15 protein-coding genes are annotated in these 15,918 nt (G+C 39.1%); 6 read left to right on the top strand and 9 right to left on the bottom strand.

Going from position 1 to position 15,918, the window contains the following annotated elements; genetic code table 11:
• The first annotated feature begins 114 nt into the window (after window positions 1-114).
• The 3 genes from TY15_RS18535 (at window position 115) to fumC (ending at window position 5,700) form a co-directional block, all read left to right on the top strand.
• Window positions 115-1,872 carry an ABC transporter ATP-binding protein gene (locus tag TY15_RS18535; protein ID WP_040204417.1) on the top strand — a complete coding sequence of 586 codons (1,758 nt, stop codon included), beginning with the start codon at window positions 115-117 and terminating at the stop codon, window positions 1,870-1,872.
• On the top strand, window positions 1,869-3,884 hold the full coding sequence (locus tag TY15_RS18530) for an ABC transporter ATP-binding protein (protein WP_040204418.1): 2,016 nt from the start codon (window positions 1,869-1,871) through the stop codon (window positions 3,882-3,884). The genes TY15_RS18535 and TY15_RS18530 overlap by 4 nt, the downstream gene beginning before the upstream one ends.
• 436 nt (window positions 3,885-4,320) lie before the next feature.
• Window positions 4,321-5,700: a class II fumarate hydratase gene (gene fumC, locus TY15_RS18525; protein WP_040204420.1), complete on the top strand. Its 1,380-nt coding sequence runs from the start codon at window positions 4,321-4,323 to the stop codon at window positions 5,698-5,700.
• A gap of 77 nt (window positions 5,701-5,777) precedes the next feature.
• On the opposite strand, the gene TY15_RS18520 is transcribed toward fumC, so the two are convergent.
• Entirely contained in the window at window positions 5,778-5,981 is a 204-nt protein-coding gene (locus TY15_RS18520) for an alpha/beta-type small acid-soluble spore protein (RefSeq protein WP_026566044.1), read from the bottom strand.
• Window positions 5,982-6,227: 246 nt separating this feature from the next.
• On the opposite strand from TY15_RS18520, the gene TY15_RS18515 reads away from it, so the two are divergent.
• A complete protein-coding gene (locus TY15_RS18515; RefSeq protein ID WP_040204423.1) occupies window positions 6,228-6,470 on the top strand; it encodes a hypothetical protein in 243 nt (80 codons plus the stop codon).
• Window positions 6,471-6,508: 38 nt separating this feature from the next.
• Here TY15_RS18515 and TY15_RS18510 read toward each other — a convergent pair whose 3' ends face one another.
• From TY15_RS18510 to TY15_RS18475, 8 genes are all read right to left on the bottom strand, one after another.
• Window positions 6,509-7,621 (bottom strand): ABC transporter ATP-binding protein, encoded by a 1,113-nt coding sequence (locus tag TY15_RS18510; RefSeq protein WP_040204424.1) that lies wholly within the window; start codon window positions 7,619-7,621, stop codon window positions 6,509-6,511.
• Window positions 7,622-7,732: 111 nt separating this feature from the next.
• Window positions 7,733-8,641, bottom strand: a complete 909-nt coding sequence (locus TY15_RS18505) for a PucR family transcriptional regulator (RefSeq protein ID WP_040204426.1) — start codon at window positions 8,639-8,641, stop codon at window positions 7,733-7,735.
• A 129-nt stretch (window positions 8,642-8,770) separates the two neighbouring features.
• Window positions 8,771-8,962, bottom strand: coding sequence for a hypothetical protein (locus TY15_RS18500; protein WP_040204444.1), 192 nt, complete (start codon window positions 8,960-8,962; stop codon window positions 8,771-8,773).
• Between the two features lie 78 nt (window positions 8,963-9,040).
• On the bottom strand, window positions 9,041-9,250 hold the full coding sequence (locus tag TY15_RS18495) for a YheE family protein (protein WP_040204446.1): 210 nt from the start codon (window positions 9,248-9,250) through the stop codon (window positions 9,041-9,043).
• A 76-nt stretch (window positions 9,251-9,326) separates the two neighbouring features.
• Window positions 9,327-10,373 (bottom strand): YheC/YheD family endospore coat-associated protein, encoded by a 1,047-nt coding sequence (locus TY15_RS18490; protein WP_040204427.1) that lies wholly within the window; start codon window positions 10,371-10,373, stop codon window positions 9,327-9,329.
• Window positions 10,370-11,734: a YheC/YheD family endospore coat-associated protein gene (locus TY15_RS18485; RefSeq protein ID WP_040204428.1), complete on the bottom strand. Its 1,365-nt coding sequence runs from the start codon at window positions 11,732-11,734 to the stop codon at window positions 10,370-10,372. Before TY15_RS18485 ends, TY15_RS18490 begins: the two co-directional genes overlap by 4 nt.
• A complete protein-coding gene (locus TY15_RS18480; RefSeq protein WP_040204429.1) occupies window positions 11,712-12,815 on the bottom strand; it encodes a YheC/YheD family endospore coat-associated protein in 1,104 nt (367 codons plus the stop codon). The genes TY15_RS18485 and TY15_RS18480 overlap by 23 nt, the downstream gene beginning before the upstream one ends.
• Complete coding sequence (locus TY15_RS18475; RefSeq protein ID WP_040204430.1) at window positions 12,816-14,189, bottom strand: YheC/YheD family endospore coat-associated protein; 1,374 nt, start codon at window positions 14,187-14,189, stop codon at window positions 12,816-12,818. It abuts the gene before it with no gap.
• A 214-nt stretch (window positions 14,190-14,403) separates the two neighbouring features.
• Between TY15_RS18475 and TY15_RS18470 the strand changes: the two genes are divergently transcribed.
• Complete coding sequence (locus TY15_RS18470) at window positions 14,404-14,751, top strand: YlbF/YmcA family competence regulator (RefSeq protein ID WP_040204431.1); 348 nt, start codon at window positions 14,404-14,406, stop codon at window positions 14,749-14,751.
• 173 nt (window positions 14,752-14,924) lie between these two features.
• A complete protein-coding gene (locus tag TY15_RS18465) occupies window positions 14,925-15,794 on the top strand; it encodes a Cof-type HAD-IIB family hydrolase (RefSeq protein ID WP_040204432.1) in 870 nt (289 codons plus the stop codon).
• Window positions 15,795-15,918: the final 124 nt, after the last annotated feature.

Raw genomic sequence — 15,918 nt, 5'->3', positions numbered from 1 at the left:
TCTTATTTTATTAAAAGGAGGAAATAGTAATGGGATGGAATTTATATGAAAATTTAGCGTGCGCGACAGAGGAACTAGAAGGCGGTTAGTTTAACAAGAGGGGGAAGTCAGCATATGTTTGCAGTTCTAAAAAAATTGAGTTGGTTTTTTAAAGAAAATTGGCGGCGTTATGTGGTCGCTATCGCACTTTTAATTTTTGTAGGGATTTTGGAAGTCATGCCACCCAAATTAATTGGTATGGCAATTGACGATATTCACGTTGGCGGCATAACGGAAGAGAAGATTCTTCGCTATATTGGATTTCTTTTGGTCATCATGGTGTTATCCTATGGCATCACCTATATTTGGCAGCACAAATTATTTGGGGGCGCCTTTCTAGTAGAAAGGAAACTACGTTCCCGATTTGTTAAGCATTTATTAAAAATGACGCCAGCGTTTTATGAGAAAAATCGTACAGGAGACTTGATGGCCCGAGCAACAAACGATTTAAAAGCAATTTCCAATACCGCTGGATTTGGGATATTGACACTAGTCGATTCAAGTGTTTGGATGCTGACACTGCTAATGACAATGGGTTTTTTCATTAGCTGGAAACTAACATTGGCCGCCATTATTCCGCTTCCGATAATGGCCATTCTAATGAAAATTTATGGAAAAAGAATTCACGCCCGCTTTATGGAAGCTCAAGACGCATTTGGGGAATTAAATGATCGTGTCCTTGAGTCAATTGCTGGAGTCAGAGTCATTCGTGCCTATGTACAGGAAAAGGCAGATCGTCAACTGTTTCACCAATTAACAGAGGATGTTTATCAGAAAAACATCAAGGTTGCTAAAATTGATGCCCTATTTGATCCAACGATAAAAGTGCTAGTAGGGATTAGTTATTTAATCGGACTTGGTTATGGAGCTTATCTAGTTTTCCATCAATCCATCACATTGGGAGGCCTTGTTTCATTTAATGTATATTTGGGAATGCTGATTTGGCCAATGTTCGCCATTGGGGAGTTAATCAATGTGATGCAGCGAGGAAATGCCTCGCTTGACCGTGTGAATGAAACACTCAGCTATAAGGAAGAAGTCAGTAATCCAGCTGAGCCTATCGAGGTAGCATCCGCGGACCGGATAGACTATAAGCAGGTAACCTTCCGTTATCCACTGTCCAAAACGAATAATCTCGAGTCCATCAATGTTACTCTTCTTCAGGGGCAGACATTAGGAATTGTCGGTAAAACAGGGAGTGGAAAAACAACGTTTATTAAGCAACTTTTAAGACAGTATCCACTTGGAAAGGGAAACGTATCGATTGCTGGTGTTCCATTAGAGGAGCAGAACTTGAATCAGGTTCGCAGCTGGATAGGGTATGTTCCACAAGATCATGTGCTTTTTTCGAGAAGTGTAAAGGAGAATATTCTCTTTGGCAGGAAGGATGCAAGCGAGGCAGATTTAGAGACAGCCATTGATTTAGCAGCTTTCCGAAAGGATCTAGAAATGCTTCCGGAAGGACTTAATACCCTTGTTGGCGAAAAAGGGGTGGCCTTATCAGGAGGTCAAAAACAACGTATCTCCATTGCCCGAGCACTTATTAAAAATCCGGAAATCCTTATCCTTGATGATTCCTTGTCAGCTGTGGATGCGAAAACCGAAAAGAAAATCATAGATAATATTCGAGATGTAAGAAATGACAAGACGACGATTATTACGACACACCGCATGTCTGCTGTCCAACATGCTGACCAGATAATTGTCCTTGATGATGGGAACATCATCGAAGCTGGAACCCATGAAAAGCTGTTGGCACAAAACGGGTGGTATACGGAACAGTTTTTCCGCCAGCAGATTAACAATACAATCGATGAGGAGGTGACAGCATGACTACAGGAAGGCGTCTAGCAAGATATGGCTTATCTTATAAAAAAATAATTATCGCTGCATTAGTTATGCTGACTATCTCCGTGATTAGTGATCTAGCTGGTCCATTTATTGCGAAGAATATCATTGATCAGCATATTTTAGGGATTGAATCCTTATGGTATGAAACGACAAAAGGTAATCAAGCTGTGGAATATAATGAGAAATATTATAAACGAGAGAAATATTTTTCTCGTTCTGAACAAAAAGGAAAACCGATTCGCATTTTACAAGTAGGTTCTAAGTTTGTTTTTGTAGACCAAGAGCTTGCCTTTGATGGAGAAAGAAATTTACATGATGGTACGTTAACGGTTAAAAAGGATTCGGATGTGGTGAACTATCAAGCTATTGTGTTGAAAGGAACCGACCTATTAGCCTTTTATCAGCCAGAAATTCCAGGTATTTTCAAGCTGATCGCCATTTACTTTGGGCTATTAGTAATATCAGCGATTTTTCAATATGGAGAACGGTTTCTCCTTCAAAAATCAGCTAATCGTATCATCCAAAAAATGCGTGAAGATATATTTGCCCATATTCAGAGATTGCCCATCAAATATTTTGACAACCTGCCGGCAGGTAAAGTGGTTGCCAGAATAACCAACGACACTGAGGCAATACGGGAGCTGTACGTGACGGTATTGGCTACATTCTTTACTAGCAGTATATATATTACAGGCATTTATGTGGCCTTGTTTATCTTGAATATGAAGCTAGCGGCTATTTGCCTGTTGTTACTGCCTATTCTTTACGCATGGATGTTAATCTACCGAAAGTTTGCTTCTAAATACAATCGAGTCATTCGTTCAAGAAATAGTGACATTAATGCAATGATCAATGAGTCCATCCAAGGAATGAGTATTATTCAGGCCTTTAGTCGTGAGAAAGAAACAAAAGCTGATTTTGAAAAATTGAATCATGAGCATTTTATGTATCAAAATAAACTGTTAAGATTAAATGCATTAACTTCACATAATTTAGTTGGGATATTAAGAAATCTTATTTTTGTGACCTTTATTTGGTATTTTGGGGGGCAAGCGCTCGTTCCTTCTAGTATCATTTCCCTTGGTATGCTCTATGCTTTTGTCGATTATATCAACCGACTTTTCCAACCTGTTCAGGGAATTGTCAATCAATTGGCGAATTTGGAGCAGGCGCTCGTGGCGGGCGAACGAGTGTTTAAGCTGCTTGATGAACCAGGAGTGGAGGTCAGTAATGAACAAATTCCCCGCTACGAAGGGAATGTTCGCTTTGATCATGTCTCATTTGGCTATAAAGAAGGGGAATATGTCCTTAAGGATATTGATTTTGAAGCGAAGCATGGTGAAACAGTTGCCCTTGTCGGTCATACAGGGTCTGGAAAAAGCTCCATTATGAATTTATTGTTCCGTTTTTATGACTGTCAAAAAGGAAAAATCATCATTGATGGAAAGGATATCGAAACCTTTCCTCGGCAAGCGATTCGAAACCATATGGGAATTGTTTTGCAGGATCCCTACTTATTTACAGGGACGATTGCCGCTAATGTAAGCTTGAATGATCCATCCATAACAAGAGAAAAAGTAGAGCAGGCATTAAAGGATGTCGGGGCCGAAAAGGTATTTAAGAATTTAGAGAATGGCTATGATGAACCGGTAATGGAGAAGGGGAGTACCCTTTCAAGCGGTCAACGGCAATTAATTTCTTTTGCCCGGGCGCTTGCCTTTAATCCAGCCATCCTCATCCTTGATGAAGCGACATCTAGTATTGATACAGAGACAGAAGCGCTTATTCAAGAGGCGATGGATGTCCTGAAAAAAGGGAGAACGACCTTTATCATCGCGCACCGCTTATCAACGATTCGAAATGCCGATCAAATTCTTGTCCTGGATCGTGGGATGATCGTTGAAAAAGGCACACATGATGAACTAATGGAGAGGCATGGGAAATATTATCAAATGTATCAGCTTCAACAAGGTGGAACCGAATTAGCTGGATAAAGGTAAAAAGAGGGACTCCCAAAAGTTTTTTTGGAATCCCTCGTTTATTCTCTACAAAAATACTTTGTTAGATAGTGATGTTGGCTTTGTTTCTAATGAGGTAAGTCCAACACTTCTTGTTATTCTAAAAGGCGAATATTCACAGGAAGTTCACACTTAAGTTATTAAGATGTAATTTTTATCACATGCCACGCCTTCTTCTTATGCTATTTTATAAATGTTTAAGATGTAAAATTAAAATGGGGTGGGATGTACATGTCTGACTATTCAGTTGTGTTGGCAATCGGAAGCTTTCTAATCCTTACATATTTTATTGGTTATACGCTCATTAAATCATAAGCTGCAGACAAATGTCTGCAGTTTTTTTAGCAATTATGTTTGATAAATTTGATAAAAATGGAAATATATATATAAGGAATTAGGAGGTGGGATATTAATGGAAAATTATAGACCGGAGAAGGATACACTTGGTGAAGTTTTTGTACCATTAGATAAATATTGGGGGGCGCAAACACAGCGGAGCAAGGATAATTTTAAAATTAGTGCTGAAAAAATGCCAATGGAACTTATCTATGGTTTAGTGTTAATTAAAAAAGCAGCTGCCATGGTGAATGCTCGCCTTGGAAAGCTTAGTAAGGCTAAGATGGAAGCAATTTGTGAGGTTGCAGATGATATCTTGAAAGGAGTTTATGATGAGCAGTTTCCGTTGCTTGTCTGGCAAACGGGAAGTGGTACCCAATCCAATATGAATGTGAATGAGGTCATTGCAAATCGAGCGAATGTCTGGCTGCGAAAACAGGGGATGACAGATCTGATTCACCCGAATGATGATGTTAATATGTCACAAAGCTCCAATGATACTTTTCCCACAGCAATGCATATAGCTGCATATAAAAAAATTACAGAAGAACTGCTTCCTGCTGTGCAAGAATGTAAACAAACATTACTTGAAAAAGAGAAGGCATTTTCAAGGATTGTGAAAATTGGGAGAACACATCTTCAGGACGCAACCCCGCTGACTCTTGGTCAAGAAATCAGTGGATGGAGGGCAATGCTTGAGAAAAACGAGAGAATGATCAGGGAAGCTAACCGCTATCTACTCGATTTAGCGATTGGTGGTACGGCCGTTGGGACAGGAATAAACGCTCATCCAAAGTTTGGTATTCTCGTGGCTGAGCAATTAGAGAACCTAATAGGTTATCCATTTCGCTCCTCCGAGAATAAATTTCACGCACTAACGAGTCATGATGAAATTGTTTATGTGCACGGGGCCATAAAAGCTTTAGCTGCAGATGTAATGAAAATTGCGAATGATGTGCGCTGGCTCGCGAGTGGACCTCGCAGCGGCATCGGTGAAATTCGGATTCCCGCCAATGAGCCTGGGAGCTCGATTATGCCTGGAAAAGTTAATCCAACACAATGTGAAGCGCTGACGATGGTCGCCTGTCAGGTGTTTGGCAATGATGCAACCATCGGTTTTGCTGCAAGCCAAGGTAATTTTGAACTAAATGTCTTTAAACCAGTGATTATCTATAATCTAATCCAATCGATTAGGCTCCTGACAGATGGACTTCGATCTTTTAATCAACATTGCCTAGCAGGACTAGAGGCTAACGAAGAAATTATCAGAGAACACGTGGAGCAGTCATTAATGTTGGTTACGGCCTTGAATCCACATATTGGCTATGAGAAAGCAGCTCAAATTGCCAAACTCGCTTTTAAGGAAAATATCACCTTGAAGGCTGCAGCAGTTAAGTCAGGATTTGTTACCTCAGAACAATTTGCTGACTGGATCAAACCAGAGAATATGGTATAGAAATCAATGAAAGCCCCCACCTATAAAGGTGGGGGCTTAGCCATATTATTAATTTGTAAAATTAGGTTTGTTAAAAATTAACGTTGGAACCCGCCAAGTTGAGACTCTGCCATTGCAACAAGACGCTTTGTAATTTCTCCTCCGACTGAACCGTTAGCACGTGAAGTTGTGTCTGCTCCAAGATTAACACCAAATTCTGAAGCAATTTCATACTTCATTTGACTAAGTGCTTGCTCGACGCCTGGTACTAGAAGTTGATTAGAGTTGTTGTTACTTGCCATAGTTGAATAACACTCCTCTTAATAAGTTTGGGGTCAGTATGGAATTGAACCATAAGATTGCCACCTGGCCTAACCCATATCGTAAAAGGTTATTTGCTTGTTGCTGTGTGTTTGTTGCTTTGTAATCTTTATTATGATTAATTTTTGAAGACTTATTCGAAGGATTAAATGGTAATTTATTACATTACATATGAAGTATAAGTTAACATAAACTAAAGTTATCTACTCAATAAGAGGGTGAAAACGATGGCGATCTGCCCAGTCTGTAATGGTTTAAGGGAACTTTATTTATTGTGTACAACTTGCGGGGAACCTATGTTGGAAAGCGGAAGATTAATGGATTTTTACGATGATTATAGTCCATACATGGAGATTAATTTGATGAGGCAGGAAGACGGTTACCCTGATACAAATTCAGGTCATAAGTGCCCGCATCTCTACCAATGTCCTGCGTGCCATCATGATGAAATTATTTTTATAAAAGAATAATCCCCATTAATGAATAACGGGGATTATCTACTATCTATTTAGTTTTCATTAAGGGTTCTAATTCTTAATTCTGTTTCAGCATCGAAGAAATGGGCTTTATTTAAGTCAAAGGCAAGGTCCAAAGTATCGCCAGGCTGGACTTCTGCACGTGAATCTAGACGGGCAACGAAATCTTGACCACCGATGCTAGAATAAACCATCATTTCTGCTCCAGTTAACTCTGCTACATCAACATTGGCTTTAATCTTTGTTCCAGTAGAAGCTTCAATGAATACAGGCTCATCATGAATATCTTCCGGACGAACACCAAGGATGATATCTTTTCCAATATACCCTTGCTCACGAAGGAATTTCATTTTTCCTTCAGGAACCGCGATGGAAGTATTGCCAATCACAAATTTTTCATCTTCCAGTTTACCGTTAAAGAAGTTCATTGCTGGTGACCCGATAAAGCCGCCAACGAACACATTTTCTGGCTTTTCATACACTTCTTTTGGTGAACCAACTTGTTGAATGATACCGTCCTTCATAACGACCAAACGCGTAGCCATTGTCATTGCCTCTGTTTGGTCATGCGTTACATAGATTGTTGTGGTATCGAGACGACGGTGCAACTTGGCAATTTCGGCACGCATTTGCACACGCAGCTTAGCATCAAGGTTTGATAATGGTTCATCCATCAAGAATACCTTTGCATCACGGACAATCGCACGGCCTAGGGCAACACGCTGACGCTGACCACCTGAAAGGGCTTTAGGTTTCCTTGTTAAGTAGGCTTCTAAGCCAAGAATTTTTGCGGCTTCTTGTACACGGCGGTCGATTTCATCCTTTGCGAATTTGCGTAGTTTTAAACCAAATGCCATGTTATCATATACCGTCATATGTGGATATAGGGCATAGTTTTGGAAAACCATGGCGATATCACGATCTTTTGGAGCAACATCATTTACTCTTTTTCCATCAATGAAAAAATCACCTTTTGAAATATCCTCAAGACCTGCAATCATTCGAAGGGTTGTAGATTTTCCACAGCCAGATGGTCCAACAAACACGATAAATTCCTTGTCTTCAATATGCAAATTGAAGTCTTGAACAGCGGTCACCTTATTGTCATAAATTTTAAAAATATGATCTAATTTTAATTCTGCCATTTGTAATTCCTCCCTGTGTGATCATCTTGTTACGTTTAGTTTACAAGGGTATGGAAAAATACAATATGGACATGTTGCACAAATAATGAAAACGCTTTTTTGGGCACTTTGTCATTGTTTGAAATCACTTTCAAAAAGCATACAAGTTAAGAAGATGGTAAAGGCACTATAAAAGTCCTTCAATCCGATTCCAGTCTTTTCGGTAAACTTATCAATTCGATATTGGAGCGTATTTCGATGAATATATAATTTTTTGGCCGTCAGACTAGCGTTTAAATTATTTTCAAGAAAAACCTTGATAGTTGAAAATAGTTCAGGGTCTTCCTGAAACACTTCAACAATTCCAGCACTTCCCCTCTGTTTTAATTCTAGCGGCAAGTAATAGGCTAAATACGCAGGGAAAACTCGTTCAAACGAAAAAAACTGGGTAGTGCCAAGTTTAGAAAGAGCAAAAGAAAAGTATTCCTTTTCCTGTAGATATTTAGCGCGAAGCTGTTCAGAAAAGAGGCAGGGCTTGCCCAGGTAAAATGTAATTTTTACATAAAAATCACTAGCTACCGTTTCCGACATCGAAATTAATTCTTCTTCCGAAAGGGAGACCTGATTTTTCTCCTCTATGACAATTCCACGGCTGCCATTTTCCCAAATAATAAGGACATCATCCGTAAAAAAACCTTTTAACGCAGATTCAATTTCCACTGGGTTCGTGTCACTTCCATGAATGTGGAACTGAATAAAGCGAATAGAGGTATCTGAATTTGTTTGTGGAGACGGACCATCTAAAAGTAAAAAATCATACCATCTCTTTGCAACAGGGGGGAGATTTGCTGCTTGATATTCAACCAATTTATAAATGGTGGTGAGAAGGATGAGTTCTTTTTCACTTACTTCAGTTTTCGGAATGCCAATCCCTTCGTTCTCAGACTCACTCCAGAAATAATAAAATTGTTTGGATGGTTTCTCGGGCTGGTTATGAAACAAAATGGAATCTTTATATATAGTCAATAATTTTCTTAGCATTAGGCTATTCCCCATTATCAAAAGATTTTCTAAGTAGATGCTTATATTATACCAATAGTGGTGAGTGGCAAGAAATAAAATTGGCTAGTCACTTTGTATAGTGACTAGCCAATTGATGGGCACGATATGTTAATTGCACTCATAGGGGGGCTGTTCATCTGGAAGTTCGCGGGCTTCCTCGATATTGGTTGTATCATGACGAGCATGAACGGAACCACCTGACAACCCCTCATTGATCATTCTGTCTACATCGACATAAGCTTTATCTCTGCCTTCAAATGCAATGTCTTCCTGGATTTGTTTTTCCTTATCTTGTTTCAAGAACCTCAATCCTTTCCGTTCATTCCCTTTAGTTTGCGGAAAGGCTAGATTTTCATGCAATTTACGTAATTCCTTTCCTTATTCATAAACATGATAAAGCATTAATTCGTGGATTTGACTGGTTAATGCGTCGATCTCTTCTTGTTTTGGTGTACTTGCTGTCCATTCAATTTTCCCTGTTTGGTGATAGACGCCGGTATACCTTTGTTTCTTATAATAAAAGGAAAAATTCCAGCCCGGAATATTTTTATTCGCAAATAATGGCTTGAATTGGAAATGCATTAGCATAGACATAATCCCCTCCTCTGACATAGTCACTATATAGCTTACCTTTAAGTAGGGCTTTTTTAAATAAAATTGTTTGTCATTTCAGATTATTTGTTAACTGTTGAAATAAATAGCAGAGTTGCTCAATTTTTCTTTCCTCAATCTCCGATTCATCAAAGCTCATGGGTTTAGAATTTACTTCGTAAATATAATACTGTCCCATTTCGCTTACGCCGGCATCAATGGAAAATTCGCCAAAATATCCGAGATGCTTCGACAGGGCCTTGCCTATCGGAATGACGATGGATTGAATGAACTGGTCATGTTTGCTGGACTGCAAGAGCTGATAGGGGAGGAGCTTACCCCCAGCTGGAATATGGGTGGTAATTCCTTGCTCCTGGGACTGTCTAATCCCAACTCCAGTAACGATATATTCATCATGGTTAGCATGGGCGAGGATTCGGAAGTCAAACCTGTGGCCATCATGTTCAGCCGATTGGATTTCCTCCTGTGCCAGATAGCTTTTCTCCAGCAGTTCGGTGCCCCATTGTTCCCAAAAATGAGAAAAGGAATGATAGTGTTCCTGTTTGTTAACCCCTTCAAGTTGAACTTGCTCGTTGCCGGTCAGCTTTATCCGTACGATCCCCTTTCCCTTGGAAGACTGCGTCGGCTTTAAATATAGACGCTTCAATTTTTTTAAAAAGGTAGACAATCCCCTTTTATCTTGAATGAGGATGGTTTGTGGTAAAAAATGTTGGAGGTACTCATGATTTTTCAATAAGCTAAAGAGTTCGTATTTATCAATAAAAGAAGGATTGAAAAAAGGGATGTTTTTTTCCTTTAACAATGAAAAAAATTGCTGGCAGCGTTCATTTTTTTCTATTTTTCGAAAGGGAATTCGATTATAAACTAGGTCAGGGTAGGGGAATCTGTCCTTTTTCCAGCTGTTACTCTCAGGGGAAAAAGTATAACCGTTAATAAAATCTTGCTCAGTCTCTTCAGGAATAAAGACAAAGCTTATCCCATTTAGCGAAATAAGCTTTTTTTGTAAGGCTATAAACAGTGGACCATTACCGGAAATAACGCCATTTTTTTTTCTTGCTGTCATAATGCCAATCAGTGGTGAAGGGGAATGATGTTTCATGTAAATAATTCCTCTGGATGTAATAATGATTGCTCGGTTAGAAAGACAGCAAAAGCGATCGATAATTTACGTGTGAGCAGATCAAATTCTCTTAATTCTGGGTGACTAAAAATGGACCTGCCGGGTTTGGAATTTGCTTCAAACAGCCAAACATCTCCGTTCCGATCAATTCCTAAATCGAACCCAATCTCGCCTATAATTCCTTCAATATTTTTGTCTAGTGCAGAGCTTAACAGGAGCGAAGCTTGGTGTAACTTCTCCGTATATTGATTACTTTCATCCTTGGAAAAAATTTCGCCCATTGTCTTTATATCTCCACCACTTCGGACATGGGTTGTGACACTGCCTGGTCCAGCAATTTTCGCTGCAAGTGCGGTTACATGCCATTGTCCGAATTCGTCTTTATTCGTATGGACGCGAAAATCAACGGAGCGCTGTTCGTTTCTAAGCAAATGAATCCCTTGCTGGACAAGCATTTTATCAAGTGATTTGTTGGCGAAAACGGACTGAAATAGTCGTTCTAAGCTTGTGTATTTTCGCAGTCGATTTACGCCCTCTTCATCTTGGTAACGACAATAATAATAGTCAGAAAGTTTATCATAAATTACCTGGTGAACTCCAAGCCCTAAACTGCCATTTTTGGGTTTGATGAAAATATGTCCATATTTTGATAGCATCGTCTCAATGGAAGAAAAGGACGTGAATGGATGCGTTTCAGGCAGATATTTTGTTATAGAGGTTTCTTGTTGAAGTCTTTCATAAATATCAAGTTTATTGAAAAAACCAGGATTATACCATGGGATCAGATATTCCTGTTGCAGACGTTCTCTCACCTTGATTAATTTTGGATTCTCTTCGCTTTTCCGATTTGGTAATCGGTCGTAAATGACATTTGGGAAGGGTACTTCAAGTGTTTTCCAGCCATCGTCATGAAAAAAGTAACCCTCGATTGTTCCTTTGTGCCAATCAATATGCTGTTCTCCAAAAACAAATGGCAGGGCACCAACCGTTTTATTCACTGCCAGTAGTTTGGAGAAAAACAATGTTCGTTCACCAATAGGTTGTTGGGGAAAACTCGTAAATCCAGCAGTGAAAATTCCGACGAGCGGACCGATATAGAGGAATTCGTTTTCTATAAAGACGTGCAGCGGGATTGTATAGGGAGGAAACTGGATCGCCTCCTGGATTTTTCTGCTCATAACAATTCGATCATTATGGTCGGGGTGGGGGAAAAAGTCTACCTCCAATGATTGTGAGCCAAACGCCATTTTTTTTATTTGTTGATTGTGAAGAATTTCAGGAGGACAAAAAACAATCATTTGATCATTTTGGACAATTTCAATGTGATAATGTTTTCTCATGATAGATTTTCCTTTCTTTTTGATCTGTCTGTGAAAGGTATTTGCCATAAAGCAATGGCGCAAGGTGAAGTTTCTCCTGTAAGTCTGGCAGGGTGTGTAATAGAACTTTTCTGCCTGGTTTAGAATTTAAATCGAGAATCCAAATCGAACCGTTTTTGGCTATGCCGATATCAACACCAATTTCAAATAAGGGCATAAACTCATTTTCTAGCAAATCTGGTAGTTTAGTAAGAATATAATGTAATTCCTGATGAATAAACTCACCTTTTACCGGCGGAAGGGAAGCTAACCAGTCCGTAAAGGTGAGGATGGTTCCACCGGCACTCAAGTTAGAGAGAATACCGCCAGTACTCCCAAGGCGAATGCCTCTACCCCGTTCACCCCAAACACCATTCTCGTTTTTTTGCAGAAGAATGCGAATGTCAAACGGCTGGTGTTCATTAGTTGACAATTCTAGGTATGGTTGTAAAAGATAGGCACGTTGTTTTAGTAATGAATGGAGCCATTGTGTAAGCTTAGCTTCGTTTGGAAAAATTCGCGAAATCATCTTCTTTTGTTTTTCTGTTTTAACATGATAAGTTTTCTCGTTTTTCTGCAAATAATAGATCCCATAACCCGCTGAACCATTAATTGGCTTTAAGATCATTTTTATATTTGTGAATAACTCCTTTAACACAATGCCCGGTTCAGTTACAGCCTGTGTAGCAGGTAAATAGGAAGCTAAAGTTGTAGAATGTAGTGCATTATATAAATCCAGCTTATTGGGTAATCCATAACCTAAAAAAGTAATATCTTTTCTGCTCTTTAACCAAGACACAATGGGCAGGCATTGTTTAGAATGTTCATCATCTCCATAGAAACAGCGGTCGTAAATTATAGATGGGATCGGTACTTCGCATTCCAACCATTCATTGCTGTTTGAATCATATTTTTTTCCGGTTACCTTTAGTGAATGGGGTTGAATAGTAGATGGGATGAACCTGAAAACCACCATGTCACATAGCTCAGCTCGTCTTGCTATCTCGTTAATATAGGAGGTTTCACTTTCCATCGTTAACGTCATGATTCCAAAAGTAATCAATTACAGCTCCTCCTTTTTCTCCTTTTTAAAAGCGAGTATTGTGCAATATTGGATAATTGCTTTGGCGGACGGTCTTATTTTTCCTAATCCATCCTCGAAATTTTTGGAAGGCTTTGAATTTACCTCAATTAGCCAAGGCTTTCCTTCTTGATCGACACCAATGTCAATTCCAAGTTCGCCAGTCATACCGTCAGAATGTTTGTCGATTGCGGTGGCGGTAGCGAGTGCTAATTCTTTCATCAATGCCAGTACTTCTAAAGATTGCTTGTCGCTCATACAAGTTCGTAACGCCAGTAACGGTCGTGTCATCGTACCGCCTCTTGCTAGGTTAGAGACAAATTCCTGTTCCGCTGCGATCCTTGCTACAGTAGAGGTCACCGTCCAATGATGCTGGCTATTTTTATGACAGAGAACCCTAAAGTCCATTGCACTCGATTGAGGCGATACTAATGCAATTCCTTGCTGTATAAGATACATGCGTTTTTCCATAAATGGTTGAATCTGTTGAGCTAATTCGGTGAATGAATAGTTCTCCCCTGAATGATTCCGTAGACTTGGTAATGAAGATTCAAAGGAATAATGATCGTCAGTTTCCTTTTTTATTTTTATAATATTTCTGCCTTGGCTACCGTGTATCGGTTTGAGAAAAACAGTTTCATATTCTCGAACAAAGTCATAAAGGTGCTCTAGGGAAAAAATTTTTGTGTTGGGAAGATAGGCAAGGAGTAGATCTTCATTTTGTAACTGTTCATACACTTCCCATTTAGACAAGAAGCGGTCATTAAAAAATGGAATCATGAACTGGTCAATTTTTTTCCGGAATTGCTTATATGGCTTCTTCTGCTCAAGGACTCTAGAATGAATACGGTTGTAAATAACATCAGGTATGGGAACCTGGGTCAAAATCCACTTTCCATTATTAAGAAAATATCCTTGGCTTAGAAATTTGTCGTAAGGAAATACGAAAAAAAAGCCGCCTTGTGCCGTTATACCATGATGAAGCTCCTCACAAAACAAATGGATGGAACGAAAGTGGGGGTCTTCATGGTTATAGTCAAGCGAATCTGTTAGTAAACCAATGACTGGACCAAGCTTTAATGTATGTGTATCAGCTGAAGCAAGTGCTTGGAACTTGTAGCGTTGGATGGGAAGACAAAATGCATGTAGCATTTGCTCAGGAAGATGAATTTCGTTATCATCCATGTCAACTGTTTGGACTGAAACTGTTAGTGTTTTCTGTCCGATTGAGATGCTTAATTCCTGGTGCGTTGTAAGGTGAAGGTCTGTAAATAATTGCTTGGAGATTTGCACATGGCTATCTTTTATTGTTAGTTTTCTAGGAACGATAATAACTGTGGTTAACGAAAAGGACATAATCACTCCTCATTTGCATTAATCTTTATAAATGACCTATCCAAGTTTTTAGCGGTCAGTCCACTAATAGGAACCACTAAATAGGCATTAGTTGATATAAGTAATGTATGAGAGAGTTAATGGGATGGTGATTTGAACATTCTCGCATTTAAGCGAATAGTTTGTTATAGTTGTTAAGAATTATTTATTAAAGTAAAAGGAGTGACTTTCAATCATGGCAGTTAATTTATATGATTCCGCATATGCGTTGGAAACTGCAATCCGTCAAAGCGCAGAGTATACACAATTACAACAGGCCTATAAAGAAGTCAATGCAGAACCACAAGCAAAACAAATGTTTGATCAATTCCGTCAACTTCAAATGAATTTACAACAAAAACAAATGATGGGGCAAGATATTTCTGAACAAGAAATCGAACAGGCCCAAGCGACCGTGGGACTCGTTCAGCAAAATGAGAAAATTGCTCGGTTAATGGAAGCAGAACAACGGATGAGCATGATTATTGGTGAATTAAACAAGGTTATTATGAAACCATTAGAAGATTTATATGGAAATATGTAAGTATGAGTGTTAAGCCTTCGGAATAGAACCCGGAGGCTTTTTATTTTCCTTCTAAAGAGGAAAGATGAAATGAGTGAACGATCTAAAAGGACTCCCCATTTGTGTTCTATAAATGCGTGAAAAGTCATAAAAGTGTTATAAAGGCAATTTCACCAAGAACAGGGGGCAACATAATGATTTATCGCTTGCTTGCGTTAAATATTGATGGCACGCTTCTTCAAACAAATGGGAAGATTCATAAGTCAACGAAAGAGGCAATTGAATATGTCCAGCAAAAAGGAATAGATGTAACGCTAGTTACTTCACGCAGCTTCCCATCAGCTAAAAAGGTGGCAAAAGCGCTAAAAATAAAATCACCACTGATCACACATCAAGGGGCCTATATTGCGGCTCCAGAAGAATCGCCTATTTATGTAAAAAGAATTAATGAAGATATTACCTACGATACCGTTCGTTTTTTAGAGGCATTACCCTGTCAAATTCGCCTCGTCCACGAACAATTTTCATTAGCCAATAAGTTAAAATTAAATAATCATTTATTAGCTAAAACTGTTTTTACTTCGGGAGATCCCGTCTTCTATTCCCAGCAATTTGTTTCTTCCCTAAGTGAGTATTTACATGATCAATCCATGACCCCTCCAAAAATTGAAGTTTATTTTGAGGATGAGCGTGATCAAAAGGACGCAATCAATGCGCTAAGAAAGATGTTTACCGAGATTGAAGTGATTGAGCTCGATTCACTGCGGCTAGATATTGTTCCTGCAGGTGTATCAAAATTAACGGGCTTATCCTATTTAGGGAATCAACTTGGCATTCGTAGAAGTGAGATGGTTTATATCGGTGATGGACCGGATGATATTCCTTTAATTGAGGCGGTAGGCCTTGGAGTTTCAATGTGGAATGCTAGTTTCGAAGTGAAGAGGGCATCTGATTGGGTAACGAGATCAGAAAATGAACAGGGTGTAGCTTATATGGTAAAGGAACACTTTCGCAAGCAACAGCCAATTGAGTTCTTACGAAAGATGAAAATAATTAAAAAATAACTTCAAAAGATATTATGGGCGTTTGCCTGTGATATCTTGTTTTATGTTGAAGGAAGAAAAGGAAAAAATGGTCCAGTCCAGAGCTAATAATTTCCACTGTATTGACCTTATTTTCTTGTTTTTG

Origin of the sequence: Neobacillus jeddahensis (assembly GCF_000612625.1) — a bacterium.
In the GTDB taxonomy this organism is placed as follows: domain Bacteria; phylum Bacillota; class Bacilli; order Bacillales; family Cytobacillaceae; genus Neobacillus; species Neobacillus jeddahensis.
Note: the sequence above shows the minus strand (reverse complement) of the source record. Positions and strands in the feature narration are given on the sequence as shown.

Excerpts from the sequence above, each read along its gene's own strand:
- TY15_RS18535 (WP_040204417.1), top strand. The coding sequence starts at position 115 with ATGTTTGCAGTTCTAAAAAAATTGAGTTGGTTTTTTAAAGAAAATTGG.
- TY15_RS18530 (WP_040204418.1), top strand. The coding sequence starts at position 1,869 with ATGACTACAGGAAGGCGTCTAGCAAGATATGGCTTATCTTATAAAAAA.
- fumC (WP_040204420.1), top strand. The coding sequence starts at position 4,321 with ATGGAAAATTATAGACCGGAGAAGGATACACTTGGTGAAGTTTTTGTA.
- TY15_RS18520 (WP_026566044.1), bottom strand. The coding sequence starts at position 5,981 with ATGGCAAGTAACAACAACTCTAATCAACTTCTAGTACCAGGCGTCGAG.
- TY15_RS18515 (WP_040204423.1), top strand. The coding sequence starts at position 6,228 with ATGGCGATCTGCCCAGTCTGTAATGGTTTAAGGGAACTTTATTTATTG.
- TY15_RS18510 (WP_040204424.1), bottom strand. The coding sequence starts at position 7,621 with ATGGCAGAATTAAAATTAGATCATATTTTTAAAATTTATGACAATAAG.
- TY15_RS18505 (WP_040204426.1), bottom strand. The coding sequence starts at position 8,641 with ATGCTAAGAAAATTATTGACTATATATAAAGATTCCATTTTGTTTCAT.
- TY15_RS18495 (WP_040204446.1), bottom strand. The coding sequence starts at position 9,250 with ATGCTAATGCATTTCCAATTCAAGCCATTATTTGCGAATAAAAATATT.
- TY15_RS18490 (WP_040204427.1), bottom strand. The coding sequence starts at position 10,373 with ATGAAACATCATTCCCCTTCACCACTGATTGGCATTATGACAGCAAGA.
- TY15_RS18485 (WP_040204428.1), bottom strand. The coding sequence starts at position 11,734 with ATGAGAAAACATTATCACATTGAAATTGTCCAAAATGATCAAATGATT.
- TY15_RS18475 (WP_040204430.1), bottom strand. The coding sequence starts at position 14,189 with ATGTCCTTTTCGTTAACCACAGTTATTATCGTTCCTAGAAAACTAACA.
- TY15_RS18470 (WP_040204431.1), top strand. The coding sequence starts at position 14,404 with ATGGCAGTTAATTTATATGATTCCGCATATGCGTTGGAAACTGCAATC.
- TY15_RS18465 (WP_040204432.1), top strand. The coding sequence starts at position 14,925 with ATGATTTATCGCTTGCTTGCGTTAAATATTGATGGCACGCTTCTTCAA.